This window comes from Candidatus Nanopelagicales bacterium, assembly GCA_018003655.1.
Lineage (GTDB): Bacteria > Actinomycetota > Actinomycetes > S36-B12 > UBA10799 > JAGNDY01.
On the sequence record JAGNDY010000047.1, the window covers coordinates 1 to 16,873 of the forward strand.

The following is a 16,873-nucleotide window of genomic DNA, read 5'->3' on the forward strand; positions in this document are numbered from 1 at the left end:
GCGGGTGTAGCTCAATGGTAGAGCCCCAGCCTTCCAAGCTGGCCATGCCGGTTCGATCCCGGTCACCCGCTCTGAGCGAGGTTAAGTAGCAGCGAGCATGCTCGAGGACACTGGCTCCGAGCGAGGAGAGTTAGTCGGCTTCCACCGGCACGTCGGACGTTGGGACGTGCGTCACGGAAGGAAGAATCCAGAGGACCATGAGCAACGAAGACCTGCCTTCCAGTTCCTTGGCCGACGCCGACCTGCGGAGGGCGGCCGACCACTGGAGCAACCCTCGGGACCTCGGCCGCACTCGATGGTGGAGCAGCCCACAAGTGCACCGGCACATCAACCGGCTCGTCTGCGGCACGGCGATTGAGGGCGCCTGGGCCGGTTTCAACCAACGCCTCTTGGAGGTGGCGCCAGCGGGAGGCTTTCGGCGCGCTATCTCCGTGGCCTGCGGGCACGGAGGCAAGGAACTCGATCTAATTGAGCTCGGGCTAGTCGAACACTTCGATCTCTACGAGATAAGCGAGAAACGGGTGCGTGCCGGCCGTGAGAAAGCCAGCAGCCTCGGACTCGAGGACCGCATCACGTACCGCCTCGCCGACGCGTTCGCCGAGACGGTGCCTACTAATTACGACCTCGTCTACTGGAATAACGCCATCCATCACATGATGGACACACCAGCTGCGGTGAAGTGGAGTCGTGATCGCCTCAGGATGGGCGGGGTTTTCGCGATGGACGATTTCGTCGGCGCCAAACGCTTCCAATGGCCACGCAACCAGCTCACGATGATGTCCCGCGTGCGCGAGCAACTTCCCGAGCGTTACCTGGTGGATCCGCGCGAACCAGAGAAGCGACTTCCGACGAGGGTCCGACGACCGGACGAAGCCGGTCTCATAGCCCAGGACCCGACCGAGGCAGCGGACAGCGAACGCATCCTTCCCGCGATCCGGCAGTACTTCCCGAACGCGAACGTCATCCTCACGGGTGGGGTGATCTACCACACGGCGCTCAACGAGATACTCGCGAACTTCGGAGAAGACCCTCACGACATCGAACTGCTCGACCAGATCCTCCTCGTCGACGAAGCACTGGCCAGAAGGGGCCAGACCCAATACGCGGTGGCGATCGCGACGAAGGAGGAGCAACCGAGCGTAGGCTCCCGCGTCAAGAAGCGGGCCCGCCGAACGTTGCGCCGCGTCCGCTGACCAACCCCGGAGGGCGCGCGTGCTCGCCGACACTGGCTCCGAGCGAGGAACGGGCTCAGTAGCGTGTGGTCGATCCTCGGCACATCAACGCGGGGCATCGACTGAGGGAGTCACTCGTGAACGTTGCCACTGAGTACCGCGCCGGGGTGTTCGCGCTCACCGGTATCTGCGGCCTGATTGACGTTGCCTGCTTCGTCGCTATCGGTGGAGTCTTTGCCGAACTGATGACCGGAAACCTACTCTTGGTCGGCATCTCCATCGGCACCCGCCAGTTCGACCCGAACGCGGCAGCACTCTACGCAAGCGCAATCGTGCCGTTTCTGCTTGGTGCATTCGCTGCTGGGCTGCTGACTAATCGGCGAGCTTCGCTCGGCCCACGCGTCATCGGGTACCCCGTCGAATACGTGTGCATCGTGACGGGGACGGCGATCGCGGTCCTCACCCACCCGACCCAGATCGCAACCCCCGGCCTGTACCAGGCCTCGGACGGCTACTTGCCCCAGCGGCTGCTCATCGTGGGCTTCTTAGCCTTTGCGATGGGGATCCACAACGCCATCATGCGCAAACACGGCGTTCCCGACATCGCAACAAACGTCATGACCCTGACGCTAGCCGGGCTGGTCGCGGAGTCACGGCTGGCCGGCGGTCCGGCAACTCATTGGCAACGCCGACTCGCTTCCATCGCGATCTTCATCACCGGTGCCGCGTTCGGTGCGTGGCTACTGCAGTTCGGTGTCGCCGCACCGCTTGTAGTCGCCTCGGCGATCTTCACTGCCGCGCTTTACCCCCTGATGAAGGGCCGTCACAGCCAAGCCGGTCAACCAGTGATTGTCCCGTCCCGCTGACGCTTTAGCAGGCCTGGGCCTTGACGACCGTCACGAACGGAATCCGAGGTCCGCGCGCCGGCATCGGACTCGCCTTCCTGCGCTAATCACTGCCAACTAGACCGCCTTCCGACCGCGCACGAGGGAAATTGTTCGGACACGCTTTCCGCGCGACACGCGAGCGAGTACCGTGACGCCGTACATGAACGGCAGGAATACTGCGTGTAAAGCTCTGCCCGCCCCGTGCGCACCCGCCACGAGGGCGAAACCAAGAAAGGACGCATATGCGTAAAGTCAATCGCGGCCTCAAGGTCGCAGGTGTCGTCGCAGTCGGCGCACTTGCACTGACGGCCTGCAGCAGCTCCGATAGCTCGGGCGGAGGCGGAGCCAGCGGTGGATCCTTCTCTATGGCTATTGAGGCACCTCAGGGCGGACTCAACCCCACCAACTGCTACGACCTCTACTGCGCACAGGTCGACCAAGCGCTGTACACCGGTCTATTCAACTTGGAAACCCAGGGCAGCACCTTCGTCCCGGTCCTCAGCCCGCTGACCAAGAGCGTCACGCCGTCGAATGGCAACAAGACCTACACCATCGAATTGAACCCAGGGTTCAAGTTCACCAACGGTGAAGCTGTCTCGGCCAAGACGTTTGTCGATACGTTCAACTTCACCGCCAACGGCGGCAATGGCCAGCAGCTTGGCTTCATCTTCGGACCCAGCCAGCTCAACGTTGTCGGCTACGACAAGGTCGAGGGCACCGATAGCAAGACCGGCAAGATGTCCGGTCTCAAGGTCACTGGTGACAACACCTTCACCGTGGATCTCGCCGCTCCACTGAGCGAGTCACTGTTCAAGAACTTCGTTGCCGGACCGCAGGTCTACCCGGTACCGAGTGCGGGCTTGAAGAACATCGAGGCCTACAACAAAAACGTCATCGGCAACGGTCCTTACAAGCTGAAAGACGGCTGGGACAACGCCAAGGGCGGCACTCTGGTCAAGAACGCCGACTACCCAGGCCCTGCGGGCAAGGCTGACGAGATCAACATGCGCATCTACGCGGACAACAACGCCGCGTGGGCGGATCTGCAGGCCAACACCCTGGACGTGACTGCCAACCTGACGCAGAACGCACTGTCGACTGCACCACAGGTTCTTGGTGATCGTTTCATCAACATCGAGGGTGGCCTGCAGTACTCGTACTACGGCTTCGCCACCAGCGATCCGGTGTACAAGAACAAGGATATCCGCATCGCGGTTGCCAAGTCGATCAACACCGACGAGATCAACCAGAAGCTGTACTACAACACGCGCCAGCGTGGAACCAGCTTCGCGCCGAGCACCATCAACGGCGGTGGCACTGACATCTGTGGCGATAACTGCACGTTCGATCCGACCAAGGCCAAGGAATTGCTCAAGTCCGGCGGCGGGCTCAACGGATCGGTCCATGTCACGCAGCTAGCGAACGAGACTGGCGACGTCCAGAAGGCCATCTGTAACCAGATCCAGGCCAATCTCGGAGTGAAGTGCGTAGTCGATATCTACAAGGACTTCGGCACACTGCAGCAGGATCAAACGGATGGCAAGGTGCCCAACGGAACCCTCGTCGGCGCCGGCTGGATTGCTGACAACCCGACCATCCAGAACATGATCACTGCCAACTTCACCAAGGGCAGCTCGAACAACTTCGTCGGTTACGACAACCCGAAGTTCGACCAGCTGCTCCAAGAAGGCACCCAGTCCACGGACGAGGCTACGCAGATCGCCAAGTGGCAAGAAGCCGAGAAGGTCTTGCTGGATGACTTCCAGGCCTGGCCCTTCCAGTTCCGCAACCAGGTCGGCGGATACTCCACCAAGGTGGAGAATGTGACGATCAACCCGGGCGGGTTCGTTGACCTGTCCACAATTTCAGTCAAGCAATAGGGAGTTTCTGATCAGCAATACTGGCTGATCTATCCCTAAACTGACGGCCGGGTCGGGAGTCATCTCGACTCGGCCGTCACGTTTGGTCACATCGGAAGTGGGTGAACATGGGCCGCTACGTCATCCGGCGTTTGCTGCAGATGATTCCCGTGTTCTTTGGCACTACCTTCTTACTGTTCATCCTCATGTCGGTCGTCGGCAACCCGCTTAACGCGCTGACCCCGGCCCAGCGGCAGAACCCCGCCTACATCGCCTACCTGACCGAACAGTTCAACCTCAACGACCCGATCATCATTCGGTACTTCAAGTACATTGCCGGTATCTTCACCGGTGACTTCGGAACCACGTTCTCGGGTCAGTCGGTGTCGGGAATCATTGTCGAGCGGTTCCCAGTCACCGCAACATTGGCCGTCACCGCGATCATCATCGAGATCGTCCTCGGGATCACCATCGGAGTGATTGCCGCCCGCCGGCGGGGCACATGGTTCGATTCAACGTCCCTGGCTGTGGCCCTCATCCTCATCGCGATACCACTGTTCGTCCTGGGATTCGTGCTGCAGTGGCTCTTTGGCATCAAGCTCGGCTGGGTAGCCCCGTCGGGGATCTCCGAAGGGTGGCCGATCAGTTACATCATCCCGGCCTTTGTGCTCGCCTCCGGATCGCTGGCCTATGTCCTTCGATTGACCCGCCAGTCGCTGCTGGAGACGATGAATGCCGACTTCATGCGAACCGCCAAGGCAAAGGGCCTGCCCTCGCGAACCATCCTGCGCAAATATGGGCTGCGCAATAGCCTGATCCCGGTGGTCACGTTCCTGGGCATCGAGCTCGGAACGCTCATGGGTGGCGCGGTCGTAACGGAGGGGATCTTCAACATCCCGGGGATCGGCCAGGCGCTGTTCTCCGCCATTCGCCAGCAGGACACAGTAGTGGTCGTCGGGATCGGCACCGTCCTGGTCATCGTTTACCTGCTCAGCAGCCTGCTCGTCGATGTGTTGTACGCCGTTCTAGACCCGAGGATTCGATATGAGTGACATTCAGCTCGACGCCGCAACCTCGATCCCCGACGATCCCGCCGCGAGTCGCACCCTGCTGACTGACGCCTGGTACGACCTCAAGCACAGCAAGGTCTTTTGGATCAGCAGCCTGCTGCTCGTGTTCGTTGCGCTGATGGTGTTCTTCCCCGGGCTACTCGCTGACCAGAGCAAGACGTCCTCGTTGACCGGCGGCTGCAACCTGACCAACTCACTGCTACCACCGGGCGATCAATTCGTGCTCGGGTCAGATCAGCAGGGCTGCGATGTGTGGGCGATCAGCGTCTTCGGCGCCCGTCCGAGCGTGGCGGTCGGCGTCATCGCGTCCGTCGGAACCACGATCATCGGCGCTCTCTTCGGTCTGATGGCGGGCTTCTACGGGGGCAAGATCGACACGGTGTTGTCCCGTGCTTTCGACATCTTCCTCGGCGTGCCCTACATCATCGGTGCCATCGTCCTGCTGTCCGTGATCGACCTGCCTGGCATCTGGGGTGTCACCCTCGCAATCACGTTTCTCAGTTGGCCGGTCGCGGCGCGAATGGTGCGGGCTAAGACCATCGAAGCCCGATCACAGGACTACGTCACCGCGGCGCGAGCACTCGGTGCCACCAACCGTCGAATCATGCTGCGCCACATCCTGCCCAACGCGATTGGGCCATCCATTGTCATTGCGGTAATCAGCCTTGGCCTGTTCATCGGTGCGGAGGCGACCCTGTCTTACTTGGGACTCGGGATCCGCCCACCCTCGTTCTCCTGGGGCACGATTATCAGTGATGCCCAGACGACCTTCTTCTCCTCACCTTGGACCCTGTTCGTACCCGCCGGACTCTTGACCATCACCGTGCTTGCGTTCGTTCTGCTCGGCGAAGCGGTCAGCGATGCCCTCGACCCGAAGCTACGGAAGTAGGAGGCGGGCATGTACGTCGATCCGGCGCCGGTATCTGGCACTCCCCTGCTAGCTGTCGATGAGTTGAAGGTCGAGTTCCACACCCGCGACGGTTCGGCTCGGGCCGTCGACGGCGTCTCCTTCACCGTCGATCGCGGGGAGACGCTGGCAGTTCTCGGCGAGTCCGGCTCGGGAAAATCGGTCACCGCACAGGCCATCATGGGCATCCTGGACACTCCCCCGGCGGAGATCACGGGCGGATCGATCAAGCTCGACGGCACCGAACTCATCGGACTCGCAGAAGACAAATACCGGCAGATTCGTGGCAAGCGGATTGCCATGATCTTTCAGGACGCCCTCAGTGCCCTCAACCCGGTCATCAGCATCGGTGACCAGATCTCCGAGATGTTCCGCATTCACGAGGGCCTCAACAAGTCCGACGCCAAGACCGCGACGATCGATGTCCTCAAGCGCGTCCACATTCCCGCAGCCGAAACACGCTTTGGAAGTTACCCGCACGAGTTCTCCGGCGGCATGCGCCAGCGCATCATGATCGCCATGATGATCGCGCTCAAACCGAGCGTTCTCATTGCCGACGAGCCGACTACGGCCCTCGATGTCACGGTTCAGGCCCAAGTCATGGACCTGCTGTCGGAACTCAAAGATCAGAACCAGATGGGACTTATCCTCATCACCCACGACCTCGGCGTCGTCGCTGACGTCGCAGACAAAATCAGCGTCATGTATTCCGGCCGCACGTTTGAGCGTGGACCCATTAGCGATATCTACCACCACACCGCCAACCCGTACACCCGCGGATTGCTCGAATCGATTCCCAAGATCGATGAGCGGGTAGAGGGTCGCCTGCCTGCAATCACCGGGCTACCGCCAAGCCTGTTCAACCGGCCACAGGGTTGCCTATTCAACGTCCGCTGCCCAATGGTCCAAGACAAGTGCCGCGAGGAGGAGCCCGAGTTGCTCTTCGTCACCCCGCAACACGGCAGCCGTTGCTGGTTCGCGCAGGAGGTGTACGACAGTGACTGATCAAACGCCGTCACCCAGCGAGATGGAGCAACCCAAGCGCGTGATCGATGCGGTCAATCTGGTCAAGTACTACCCCATTACCCAGGGCATCATTTTCAAGAAGCAGGTCGGCACCGTTCACGCTGTCGATGGCATCACCATCTGGCTGGACAAGGGCGAGACGCTGGCAATCGTCGGTGAGTCCGGCTGCGGCAAGTCGACGGCTGGCCGACTCCTGCTCGGCCTCGAGCGGCCAACGGAGGGCACGATCTCCGTCTTGGGCGACGACATCACCGAGATGAGCGAGAAGGATCTGCGGACCAAGCGTCGCGATATCCAGATCATCTTGCAAGACCCCTACACCTCACTGAATCCGCGCATGACTGTCGGATCCATCATCGGTGAGCCGTTCGACATCCACCCCGAGGTGCTCAACGGACGGACCAAGGCAGAGGCCGTCCGGGCATTGATGGACAAGGTCGGCCTCGACCCCGAATTCATCAGCCGCTACCCCCACCAGTTCTCCGGCGGTCAGCGACAACGTATTGGCGTCGCTCGCGCGCTTGCCCTGAACCCCGACATCATCGTTGCCGACGAGCCGGTCTCGGCCCTTGACGTATCCGTCCAGGCGCAGGTTATGAACCTCCTGCTCGACCTACGCGACGAGTTCGGGCTCTCCTACATCTTTGTCAGCCACGACCTGGCCGTCGTCCGGCAGATCGCCGACCGAATCGCCGTCATGTACTTGGGCAAGGTGGTCGAGACCGGCCCGCAGGAAGCAATATTCGCGGCACCGTCCCATCCGTACACGGTCGCTTTGATGTCGGCGGCACCCATCCCAGACCCGACAGCGCAGGAGCAACGCGTTCGCATCGAGCTTGAGGGCGACGTCCCCTCGCCGATCGATCCGCCGAGCGGCTGCCGCTTCCGGACCCGCTGCTGGAAGGCGCAGGAGATCTGCGCCACCGACGAACCTGCCTTACTGGAGATCACCCCAGGCCACCTGGCCGCCTGTCATTTCCCGGTTCCACCGGAGGAATCGGCGGACGTCATTCCGGATGATCCTGAACCGGTTTGAAGTTCGCGCTCCACCATTGCGTCCATGCCTGATCGAGGTCCGCTAGTGCCTCCGAGGACATCCCGTAAGTGGTCAGCGTCGCGGTGAGGCTGCCGTATCGGGTCACGGCACTCGGCGGGTACGTGAATAGCGCCAGGCCGGGGCCCCACTCATTGACGACCAGCCCAATCTGCGATCCGGTGTGAAACCAGACTTCACCGGTCAGTTCGCCGCCAGGGCTCTGTGCGCGGTATTCCGGATGCACCCGATCACCAGCGACGCTCTCGAGCTTGAGCAACTTGGTGATCGGTGCGGGCACGGGTGCGGTCGAATCGCCACTGAAGTAGAGGGTGTGGCGGATCTGGCCGCGGTGGAAAGCGAAGTAGAAGCGCAACTGCTGGAGGAAGCTCAGCCAGCCTGCTTCGATCTCGTCCCGGAACGCGTCGAGGTCGATGCCCGGTTCCACCTGGTCGACCGCCGCTTGCCGACGTGTCATTCGAATGAGGGTCTCGGCGTCGTCCTGCGACGGAACCAGCGAGAACGCGTGCGCGCCTATCAGTAGCGTTCGTGAGGTCTCTTCAGCGATAGCCCGCTGCTGGTAGATGAAGTCGATCTCTTCGTCGAGGTCCGGGTATTCCCAACCGTGCCACTGGCGGATCAAGGCCGGTTCCCGGAACGCGAGCCAGACTTCCTCAATGGGTGCGGGGATCCGGACATCGAGCAGCATCGCGTCGTCGTTCACAGAACTGTCCATTCCGCCATGCTGCCGCATACTCCCAAGCGAACGAAAGCGACCTCAGGTGACGTCGTTAATCCCCTGCACGACCAGCGCTGTCTGCTCCCAGCCCTCAACCGCGATGCAGTCGATACCCATCTCCTTGACCGGGTAGTCGTTGCCGCCAGGCTGCAGTTTGTCGCCGAGGAACAAGATGTTGTCCTCGGAAAGGTCCAGCACCTCCATGAGTTTGCCCATCCCGTACGCCTTGTCGATGCCGACGTTGGTGATGTCAACGCTGGTGGTGCCACCCACCCGCACCTCCAGATTCGGCAGTCGTTGCGCGACGTAATCGCGCAGGGCGTGCTTCTTGGTTCCGTCAGGATCCCACGCGTACTTCGATTCGGGTGTGGCCTGCTGGCCCAACGCGCTGTAGGTGATCTGGCTGCCCCGATCTTCGATGATGTCGCCTACCGGATCGGTTTCCCAAATCCCTTGCTCGCGAGCTCCATGCTCCAACACCGAGATGATCTCGGCTTTCTGTTCGGGCGACAGGTCCTCGGCGTACTGCTGAACCCAGTCGGACTCCGCGAGATCGAAGCGGTAATAGCGGGTGCCACACGTGGGCATGAGGTGGAGTCGACCGAGCCGGGCCGAATCGACATCGAGTTGATCGACCACCTGCTTCTTGATCTGGCCAAAAGCACCACCGGTAATCACGCAAACATCAAAACGCTCGAGGAGGTCGCCGAGCAGTTCGCTCATCTGTCCAGTGATCGGTGACTTCGTCACGGCCAAGGTGTCGTCAAGGTCGAATGCAATGACCGAGCGCCTCACGATGCTTCCTTCACCCGGACGATGACCTTGCCGGTCGCCACCCGCTCACTCAGCTCTCCAATCGCCGCACCTGTCTGCGCCAACGGATAGATATCGCCGATTGGCGGTCGGATGCGACCGGTCGCAATGAGTTCGCGGATCTTGGGCCACTGGCCGCCAAGGTAGCCAGGGCGAGTGAAGGCAAACGAGCCCCAAGCGACGCCCACAACATCGATGTTGTTCAGTAACAGCCGATTCACCTTGACTGAGGGAATCTCGCCGGCGGTGAACCCAATGACCAGCAGTCGACCTTCCGGGGCAAGACTGCGCAGCGAATCGGTGAAGCGGTCTCCCCCAACGGGATCGACCACAATGTCGACGCCCCGACCTCCCGTCAAGTCTTTGACCGCCTGGGCGAATCCATCGACGAGTACCCACTCGTCGGCACCGGCCGCGGCCGCGACCGCGCCTTTTTCCCGTGTCGAAACGACCGCGATCACCCGAGCCCCAGCAGCTTTTGCCACCTGGATTGCGGCAGTGCCGACGCCACCGGCCGCGCCGTGAACCAGCACAGTCTCGTCAGCTCGCAACCGCCCTCGAGTGAATAGTGCGAACTCAACGGTCAGGTAGTTCATCGGCAGGGCAGCGCCCTCATCGAACGAGAAATCGTTCGGTAGCGCGAACACAAAATCTGGGTCCACCACGACTTGTTCGCCGTATCCGTTCAACATCGTGAAGGCGGCGACTCTGTCTCCGGTCTCCAGGCCCGAATCGGCCGGGGCAGATACGACCGTGCCGGCTACTTCACAACCAGGGGTGAAAGGTAGCGGTGGTTTGAGTTGATACTCACCCCGCGTCATCAGCAGGTCGGGGAACGTCACCCCCGCGCTATGGACATCAATGAGGACCTGATTGTCGGTCGCCAATGGTTCAGGAACCTCGGCGGTTTCCAGCGCCGACGGCCCATCCAGGCGAGTGATTTGAACTGTTCGCATGCACGCATCCCACCACACCGACATCACTGGCAGTTGCGCGAACCGCATTCGCCCGATTGCCTGCCGCTTGGTTCTTCGCGCTGACTCGCTCTCACCCCGGTCGCTACGGTCGGGTATCGGCTTGTACTTGCTATCGAGGAGACGCATTGAAGGCTTGGAGAGTCCACGAGTTCGGCCCATACCGCGACGCACTGGTTTGGGAGGACGCTCCTGACCCCGACCTCTTGGGACCAGAGTCCAGCGTGATTCAGATTGCGGCAGCCGGGGTGAACTTCCCGGACGTGCTGTTCATCCAGGGCGAGTACCAGATCAAGCCGCCGCTGCCCTTCATTCCCGGCATTGAGGCCGTCGGCACAGTCGTCGAGGTTGGCGACAGCTGCAAGTACCAAGTCGGCGACCGCATCGTCACCAGTGGGATTGGCGCCTTCGCCGAGAAGATGGCGGCACTGGACAGCATGACGTTCAAGGTTCCCGACGCCATGACCGATGTCGACGCAGCGGCGATCCGCATCATCTACGAGACCTCCTACATGGCGATCAAGTACAAGGCCAATATGCAGCGAGGCGAGGTCCTGCTCGTACATGGTGGCGCCGGGGGCGTCGGCACCTCGGCGATCCAGGTGGGAAAAGCACTGAAGGGTACGGTCATCGCTACGGCGACCGGGGAACGAGATATCCAGGTCTGTCACGACACTGGCGCGGACTACGTCATCGACTGGAAGAACGAGGACATCGTCGCTCGGGTCAAGGAAATCACCGAGGGCAAGGGCGCGAACGTCATCTATGACCCGGTTGGCGGCGATGCGTTTGACGCCAGTACCCACTGCATCGCATTCGAAGGTCGCCTGATCGTGATCGGCTTTGCCAGCGGACGCATTCCCGAGATCAAAGCCCATCTCATTCTCAACAAGAACATGTCGGTGATGGGGTTCTTCTGGACCAACTACCTGCTGAACCGTCCCGATCTGGTCGACGATTACCAGAAGGAAATCAACTTGCTGTACCTGGAAGGCAAGTTCCGGCCGGTCGTCAGCAAAGTGCTCCCGATGACTGAACTGCCCGAAACCCTCGATCACATCACCGGCCGCGATGCCTACGGCAAGATCGTCCTGGTCAACGAGTAGCCCCTCGTTCTCGATGCGGCACGGCGAGCGACGGCTAGGCCAACGACGGTTCGGCGGGGTCTTGCTCGGCCGGGTCCGCGGCAACGTGCGGCTCTGCCTGACCCGCGAGCGCGGTTGAGGACGCGACAGTGATGACGAATCCGAGGGCAGCCACCCATCCCCAGCCTGGCCGGGACCGATCGCCGAGGAATGCGATGCCAATGAATGCTGGCAGGATGCTCTCGATACCGAACGCCAGTGCGGTGGCAGTCGTCACCGACGTTCGCTGGAGTGCGAGCGCGAAGGCGCCCATACCGATGACCCCGTAGAGGACCATCGCCCAGAAGTCCTGCATTCCCAGCGCGCTGAAGATCGGATCCGGGAGCTCAAAGGTCCTGGCAGCGACACCGACGCCGCTGAATCCAAGTCCGGCGACAACCGCGAGCCCGACGCCCACCTTGCCCGCAGGTAGCAGAAAGCTCAGTCCAGCCAAGACGAGCGTGAGCACGATGCCAGCCAGCATGATCCACTTCTCATTGGACGTCAGACCACGGGCAGACTCGGACTTGGCGCTGATTGCCAACAGGATCAAGCCGAACATCAATGCGACGAGGGCCGCCTTTTCCAACTGCTTGAGTTTGACCCCCAGGAAGCGAACGGCCAGGATGGCCGTGACGCCCACACTGCTCGCCAGTACCGCTTCAACCACGAACAACGGTAGGAAATGCAGACCGACTAGCGAGATCAGGAAGCCGATCGCATCGAGGGTGATGCCCAGCAGGTAAGGCAACTGCTTGACCATTCGGATGAGCAAGCCCGCTTGGCTGCCGCCCGTATCGACCGTTCGGTTGGCGGCCACAGCCTGCAGGACTGAGCCGACACCGTAGAACAGCGCGGCCAGAAAGGCGCAGATCAGACCAATGAGCACACCCCATCCAACCACCGAAGCCTCATCCAAGGGTCGCTGGTCGTGCGCGCCGATCGGTGCGCCGTCTTGCGCCACCACGGTTGCGAATGCACAGCAATCGGCGCAGCATCAGTAGTCGATATGCTCCCAACGCCGGTGTGACACGACTAGAGCCGCGGCTAACAAGCAGCAGCACAGACTCGGAGGCGCGAATGACCACGGCGATGCGACTTCACGAACCTGGTCCACTCACCACCGATCGCCTCAGCCGCGACGAGCTTGAGCTACCGCCGCTCGCACCGCAGGAGGTGCGAATCGAAGTCGCCGCCTGCGCCGTGTGCCGTACTGACTTACAACTTGTCGCTGGGGACCTGCCCGCACGCACACTGCCCATCACCCCCGGCCATCAGATTGTTGGCACCATCACGGCAATGGGCTCCGGAGTTCAGGCAGACCGACTCGGCAACCTGGTCGGAGTCGCTTGGCTCGCTGGTTCGTGCGGCAAGTGCAGGTTCTGTCTGTCCGGTCGGGAGAACCTCTGCGAGTTCGCGACCTTCACTGGCTGGGACCGCGATGGTGGATACGCCACCGAAGTCGTCGCCAACTCTGATTGCGCCTTCGACCTGCCGATGGACTTCCTGCCCGCGGCCGAACCCACCGAGCGTGCGATCGCCCTGGCACCTCTGCTCTGCGGTGGAGTCATCGGCTACCGCTCCCTCGCCATCGCGGGGATCGCTCCTGATTCCGGTGGCCAGCGACTCGGCCTGTACGGGTATGGCGCTTCCGCAACGCTCGTCCTCCAAGTCGCTCGATTCTGGGACGTCGAGGTGTCCGTCGTCACCCGTTCACCGACTGAAGCACGTCGAGCACTCGACGCCGGTGCGAGCTGGGCGGGCACTTACGACGATTCGCCGCCGCACCCGCTCGATGCGGCCATTACGTTCGCACCAGCAGGAGACGTCGTCGTGTCTGCACTCAAAGCCCTGGACCGTGGTGGCACGGTCGCCGTCAATGCCATCCACCTGGATCGAGTTCCCGAGTTGGACTATGACGATCTTTGGTGGGAACGATCAATCAAATCCGTCGCCAACGTGACGCGGGCCGATGTGACCGGCTTCCTTGCTCTCGTCCCCGAGGCGGGCATCCAGACCGTCCGGCAGGCAATGCCACTGACCGAGGCGAATACTGCGTTGCGGCGGCTGGAGGCTGGCGATGTGACCGGTTCGTTAGTACTGGTCCCCTGACCCTGGTGCTCCGCCTGTTTCGGAATCGGTAACACCAGACTCCGCAGCACCAGACTCCGCAGCGCCAGCCTCGGTGCCGCCGACACCACCCAAGCCCACTCCCCCCGCGGGAACCGCAGCCACCCAGGACAACGCGTCATCGACGGTGAACGCCGCAGCCGGGGTCGCACCCAAGTGGCCATTCCAGTGGACGACCAGCATCGGTTGGGCACGTCGGACGGTCTTTCCCTCGGCCTCGAAGATGGTCGACGGTGCCACCTGTGTGATGTGATCCAGCGGAATGATTAGCGATGTCTCAGTCGAACCGGCGACAAAGACGAGCGCCTGCTCGGTTAGGCCGAGCGCCCCAATGCCACGGACGCCCTCTTTCACAAAGGTGTTCACCCCGTCGCACGAAGCTGCCGAGGAACGCAATGGCGGACGACCGTGCAGTTCTTTGGCCAACCCTTCAGCTCCGGACTCAACCTTTCGAGCCAATATCGGCCGCACGACAAAGAACACCAAACACACGGCCAACACTGCCGCAGCCAATAGCCCGCCCAGAACTGCCCACACAGTCGTCATAGGAGCAGTCTCCCAGCACGCGCGGTGGCTTCATCCGTGAGGCAGGCACGACGTGCTACGACCCGCGTAACCTGGCCCCGTGATGGCGAATCGCGGTCGACGGGTGCTAGTGGCTGCCGGGGTAGTACTCGTGCTCGCATCCTGTTCGAGTGATCCGCAGGGTTCCGCCCCCGGATTGGGCTCCGCGTCGACGCCGAGCTCCAGCAGTCCCCCGCCAACCGGACCCGCGCCGCAGGATCGGCCAGACATAGCCAAGGTCGTCACCGCCGGCGGAGTCAGCCAGTACCTCAAATGCGCCGGCAACGGTCCACAAACGGTAGTCATCGTGCCGGGGCTCGGCACCGGAGCCGCCGCGTGGACGAAGGTATTCGGTCAGGTCAGCAAACAGACCAGAACGTGCGTGTACGACCGGCCCGGCATTGGCCGGAGCCCGGCAAGGACGGGCTCGACCGCCCTGGACGCCGGTAAGCATGCGCAGGAACTACGAGCCCTGCTCGAGAAAGCCGGCGAGCGCGCGCCTTTTGTGCCGGTCGGCCACTCCTATGGCGGACTGGTGGCGCGCGCCTTCGTTCGTCAACAGAAGTCCGTCATCGCCGGGTTATTGCTGGCCGAGAGCGTGACGCCCTACGACCCCTACAACGGTTCCACGTGGCCCGAAGGCGGCACGAGCATCGATCTGGCTGCCAGTTCCCGGGCAACCGGCGACGGGCCCAGAATCGGCGCTACCCCGCTGGTGGTCCTTAGCGCCTCCAACCCGGAGGGCGACCACCTCGGCGGACCGACATATGGCTTCAGCGATGCCGTAACCGAGCAGTGGATCAGAGGTCAAATCGACGATGTTCGCCTCTCCAGCGACTCCATCCGTGTGGTGGCAAAGTCCGGCCACGTTTTGCAGCAGGACAACACCCCGGCAACGGTTCGCTCCATCGAGGTTCTGCTAGCTGCCATCAACAGCAAGTCACCACTGACGTGCGGCCGTGGTTGGCGGCTGGTCAACGCCACTTGCACCGGCGGGGGCGAATGAGCTAGTCGAGCCGACCGTACTTCTCGTACTTGGTGAGCTGAGCGATGCGACGCTGGTGGCGCTCGTCCCCCTGGAACTGAGCGGCGAGGAACGCTTCGATGATCTCCATCGCCTCGGCTCGGTCGTGCATCCGCGCGCCGAGGCCCGCGACGTTCGCATTGGTCGTCACCCGTGCCAACTCGGCTGACTCCACACTCCAAATCAGCGCCGCCCGGGCGCCTTCGACTTTGTTCGCAGCGATTTGCTCACCATTGCCGGTCCCACCGATCACCAGACCGAGCGCGTCCGGATCGGTGACGGCCGCCGTCGCCACGGCGACACTTTGGGCCGGGTAGTCATCGCCGGGCGTGAACTCCTTGGGCCCGTGATCCACCACTGTGTGTCCGGCTTTCCGCAGGTGCTCGATCACAGCCACCTTGAGCGCGAATCCAGCGTGGTCAGAACCAATGTGAATGCGCATACGTCGATTCTGGCAGTCAGCGACCAGATGCGCGACCCTGGTGCGCCAAGATACTCACATGGCTCCCACAGAGAACCTCACCCGAGCAGAGTGTGATGTCCGCGCAGCATTGATCAGTGACATCGGCTACCAGGTGGATCTGGACCTTTCCGGCGCCCCTGAACCACACCCGAGCAGCACCTTTCGCTCCATCACGCGTATTGATTTTGGTTGCCGCGAGCCGGGCGCCACTACGTGGGTTGACCTGATTGCCGATCGGGTCAACGCGGTCAGCCTCAACGGACACCAGCTCGATGTAAGTGATGTTTTTGACGGCACGCGGCTCTCCCTGCCAGCGCTCGCTGACCGCAACGAGTTGGTCGTCGATGCTGACTGCAACTACATGCGTACCGGTGAGGGCCTGCACCGCTTCATCGATCCAGTCGACCGCGAGACCTACCTTTACACCCAGTTTGAGCCTGCTGATGCGCGACGAGTGTTCGCCTGCTTCGAGCAGCCCAGCCTGAAGGCGACTTGGCAACTGACGGTCACGGCACCGAATCACTGGGAAGTGGTGTCCAATTCGCCCACGCCCACGCCGACTGCTCCCGAAGAGGGCCTCAACCGGTTTGAGTTTGAGCCGACGCCATCGATCTCGACGTACATCACGGCCATCGTCGCTGGCCCCTACCACGTGGTGCGGGACGAGTATTCCGGTCCCCATGGCACATACCCGCTGGGAATCTTCTGCCGTAACTCCATGGCGGAGCATCTGGATGCCGAGGACATCTTCACCCTGACCAAGCAGGGCTTCGCGTTCTACGAGGACGCCTTTGCCACGCCTTATCCGTTCGCCAAATACGACCAGCTGTTCGTTCCTGAGTTCAACGCGGGGGCAATGGAAAACGCTGGCTGCGTGACCTTCCTGGAGGACTACATCTTCCGCAGCCGGGTGACCGAGGCCGCCTACGAGCAGCGGTCCAACACGATCCTGCACGAACTAGCACACATGTGGTTCGGCAACTTGGTGACGATGCACTGGTGGGACGACCTGTGGCTCAACGAGTCGTTCGCTGAGTGGGCATCCCACTTTGCCAACGTCAAGGCGACCAGATTCACCGAGGCCTGGA

Annotated in this window: 17 protein-coding genes and 1 tRNA gene; 12 read left to right on the forward strand and 6 right to left on the reverse strand. The window is 62.0% G+C overall.

What is annotated here, in order from left to right; all coding sequences use genetic code 11:
• The 8 genes from KAZ48_07570 to KAZ48_07605 all read left to right on the forward strand — a co-directional run bounded on the left by KAZ48_07570 (position 1) and on the right by KAZ48_07605 (position 7,957).
• Positions 1 to 71, forward strand: a tRNA-Gly gene (locus tag KAZ48_07570).
• Between the two features lie 126 nt (positions 72 to 197).
• Positions 198 to 1,193 (forward strand): methyltransferase domain-containing protein, encoded by a 996-nt coding sequence (locus KAZ48_07575; GenBank protein MBP7972644.1) that lies wholly within the window; start codon positions 198 to 200, stop codon positions 1,191 to 1,193.
• A 116-nt stretch (positions 1,194 to 1,309) separates the two neighbouring features.
• The gene (locus KAZ48_07580) at positions 1,310 to 2,038 is read left to right on the forward strand and encodes a DUF1275 domain-containing protein (GenBank protein ID MBP7972645.1); all 729 of its coding nucleotides are present in this window, start codon (positions 1,310 to 1,312) and stop codon (positions 2,036 to 2,038) included.
• Between the two features lie 263 nt (positions 2,039 to 2,301).
• Entirely contained in the window at positions 2,302 to 3,939 is a 1,638-nt protein-coding gene (locus KAZ48_07585; protein MBP7972646.1) for an ABC transporter substrate-binding protein, read from the forward strand.
• Positions 3,940 to 4,046: 107 nt separating this feature from the next.
• On the forward strand, positions 4,047 to 4,970 hold the full coding sequence (locus tag KAZ48_07590) for an ABC transporter permease (GenBank protein MBP7972647.1): 924 nt from the start codon (positions 4,047 to 4,049) through the stop codon (positions 4,968 to 4,970).
• Complete coding sequence (locus KAZ48_07595) at positions 4,963 to 5,877, forward strand: ABC transporter permease (GenBank protein ID MBP7972648.1); 915 nt, start codon at positions 4,963 to 4,965, stop codon at positions 5,875 to 5,877. The genes KAZ48_07590 and KAZ48_07595 overlap by 8 nt, the downstream gene beginning before the upstream one ends.
• Before the next feature lie 9 nt (positions 5,878 to 5,886).
• On the forward strand, positions 5,887 to 6,900 hold the full coding sequence (locus KAZ48_07600; GenBank protein ID MBP7972649.1) for an ABC transporter ATP-binding protein: 1,014 nt from the start codon (positions 5,887 to 5,889) through the stop codon (positions 6,898 to 6,900).
• 22 nt (positions 6,901 to 6,922) lie between these two features.
• Entirely contained in the window at positions 6,923 to 7,957 is a 1,035-nt protein-coding gene (locus tag KAZ48_07605) for a dipeptide ABC transporter ATP-binding protein (GenBank protein MBP7972650.1), read from the forward strand.
• On the opposite strand, the gene KAZ48_07610 is transcribed toward KAZ48_07605, so the two are convergent.
• Genes KAZ48_07610 through KAZ48_07620 form a run of 3 tightly spaced genes read right to left on the reverse strand, consistent with a single transcriptional unit; the run spans position 7,929 to position 10,462 of the window.
• Positions 7,929 to 8,690 carry a hypothetical protein gene (locus tag KAZ48_07610; protein MBP7972651.1) on the reverse strand — a complete coding sequence of 254 codons (762 nt, stop codon included), beginning with the start codon at positions 8,688 to 8,690 and terminating at the stop codon, positions 7,929 to 7,931. The genes KAZ48_07605 and KAZ48_07610 overlap by 29 nt on opposite strands.
• A gap of 42 nt (positions 8,691 to 8,732) precedes the next feature.
• On the reverse strand, positions 8,733 to 9,488 hold the full coding sequence (locus tag KAZ48_07615) for an HAD-IIB family hydrolase (GenBank protein MBP7972652.1): 756 nt from the start codon (positions 9,486 to 9,488) through the stop codon (positions 8,733 to 8,735).
• Positions 9,485 to 10,462 carry an NADPH:quinone oxidoreductase family protein gene (locus KAZ48_07620; protein MBP7972653.1) on the reverse strand — a complete coding sequence of 326 codons (978 nt, stop codon included), beginning with the start codon at positions 10,460 to 10,462 and terminating at the stop codon, positions 9,485 to 9,487. Before KAZ48_07620 ends, KAZ48_07615 begins: the two co-directional genes overlap by 4 nt.
• Before the next feature lie 146 nt (positions 10,463 to 10,608).
• Here KAZ48_07620 and KAZ48_07625 point away from each other — a divergent pair, with 146 nt between their 5' ends.
• Positions 10,609 to 11,586 (forward strand): NADPH:quinone oxidoreductase family protein, encoded by a 978-nt coding sequence (locus KAZ48_07625; GenBank protein ID MBP7972654.1) that lies wholly within the window; start codon positions 10,609 to 10,611, stop codon positions 11,584 to 11,586.
• Positions 11,587 to 11,620: 34 nt separating this feature from the next.
• Here KAZ48_07625 and KAZ48_07630 read toward each other — a convergent pair whose 3' ends face one another.
• Entirely contained in the window at positions 11,621 to 12,571 is a 951-nt protein-coding gene (locus KAZ48_07630; GenBank protein ID MBP7972655.1) for a hypothetical protein, read from the reverse strand.
• 113 nt (positions 12,572 to 12,684) lie between these two features.
• On the opposite strand from KAZ48_07630, the gene KAZ48_07635 reads away from it, so the two are divergent.
• Positions 12,685 to 13,716 (forward strand): zinc-binding alcohol dehydrogenase family protein, encoded by a 1,032-nt coding sequence (locus tag KAZ48_07635; protein MBP7972656.1) that lies wholly within the window; start codon positions 12,685 to 12,687, stop codon positions 13,714 to 13,716.
• On the opposite strand, the gene KAZ48_07640 is transcribed toward KAZ48_07635, so the two are convergent.
• Positions 13,699 to 14,280 carry a hypothetical protein gene (locus KAZ48_07640; GenBank protein ID MBP7972657.1) on the reverse strand — a complete coding sequence of 194 codons (582 nt, stop codon included), beginning with the start codon at positions 14,278 to 14,280 and terminating at the stop codon, positions 13,699 to 13,701. The genes KAZ48_07635 and KAZ48_07640 overlap by 18 nt on opposite strands.
• Before the next feature lie 79 nt (positions 14,281 to 14,359).
• On the opposite strand from KAZ48_07640, the gene KAZ48_07645 reads away from it, so the two are divergent.
• On the forward strand, positions 14,360 to 15,304 hold the full coding sequence (locus KAZ48_07645; protein MBP7972658.1) for an alpha/beta hydrolase: 945 nt from the start codon (positions 14,360 to 14,362) through the stop codon (positions 15,302 to 15,304).
• A gap of 1 nt (position 15,305) precedes the next feature.
• On the opposite strand, the gene KAZ48_07650 is transcribed toward KAZ48_07645, so the two are convergent.
• Positions 15,306 to 15,764 carry a ribose-5-phosphate isomerase gene (locus tag KAZ48_07650; protein MBP7972659.1) on the reverse strand — a complete coding sequence of 153 codons (459 nt, stop codon included), beginning with the start codon at positions 15,762 to 15,764 and terminating at the stop codon, positions 15,306 to 15,308.
• A gap of 58 nt (positions 15,765 to 15,822) precedes the next feature.
• Here KAZ48_07650 and KAZ48_07655 point away from each other — a divergent pair.
• A partial coding sequence (locus KAZ48_07655) for an aminopeptidase N (protein MBP7972660.1) occupies positions 15,823 to 16,873 on the forward strand: 1,051 nt, incomplete at its 3' end.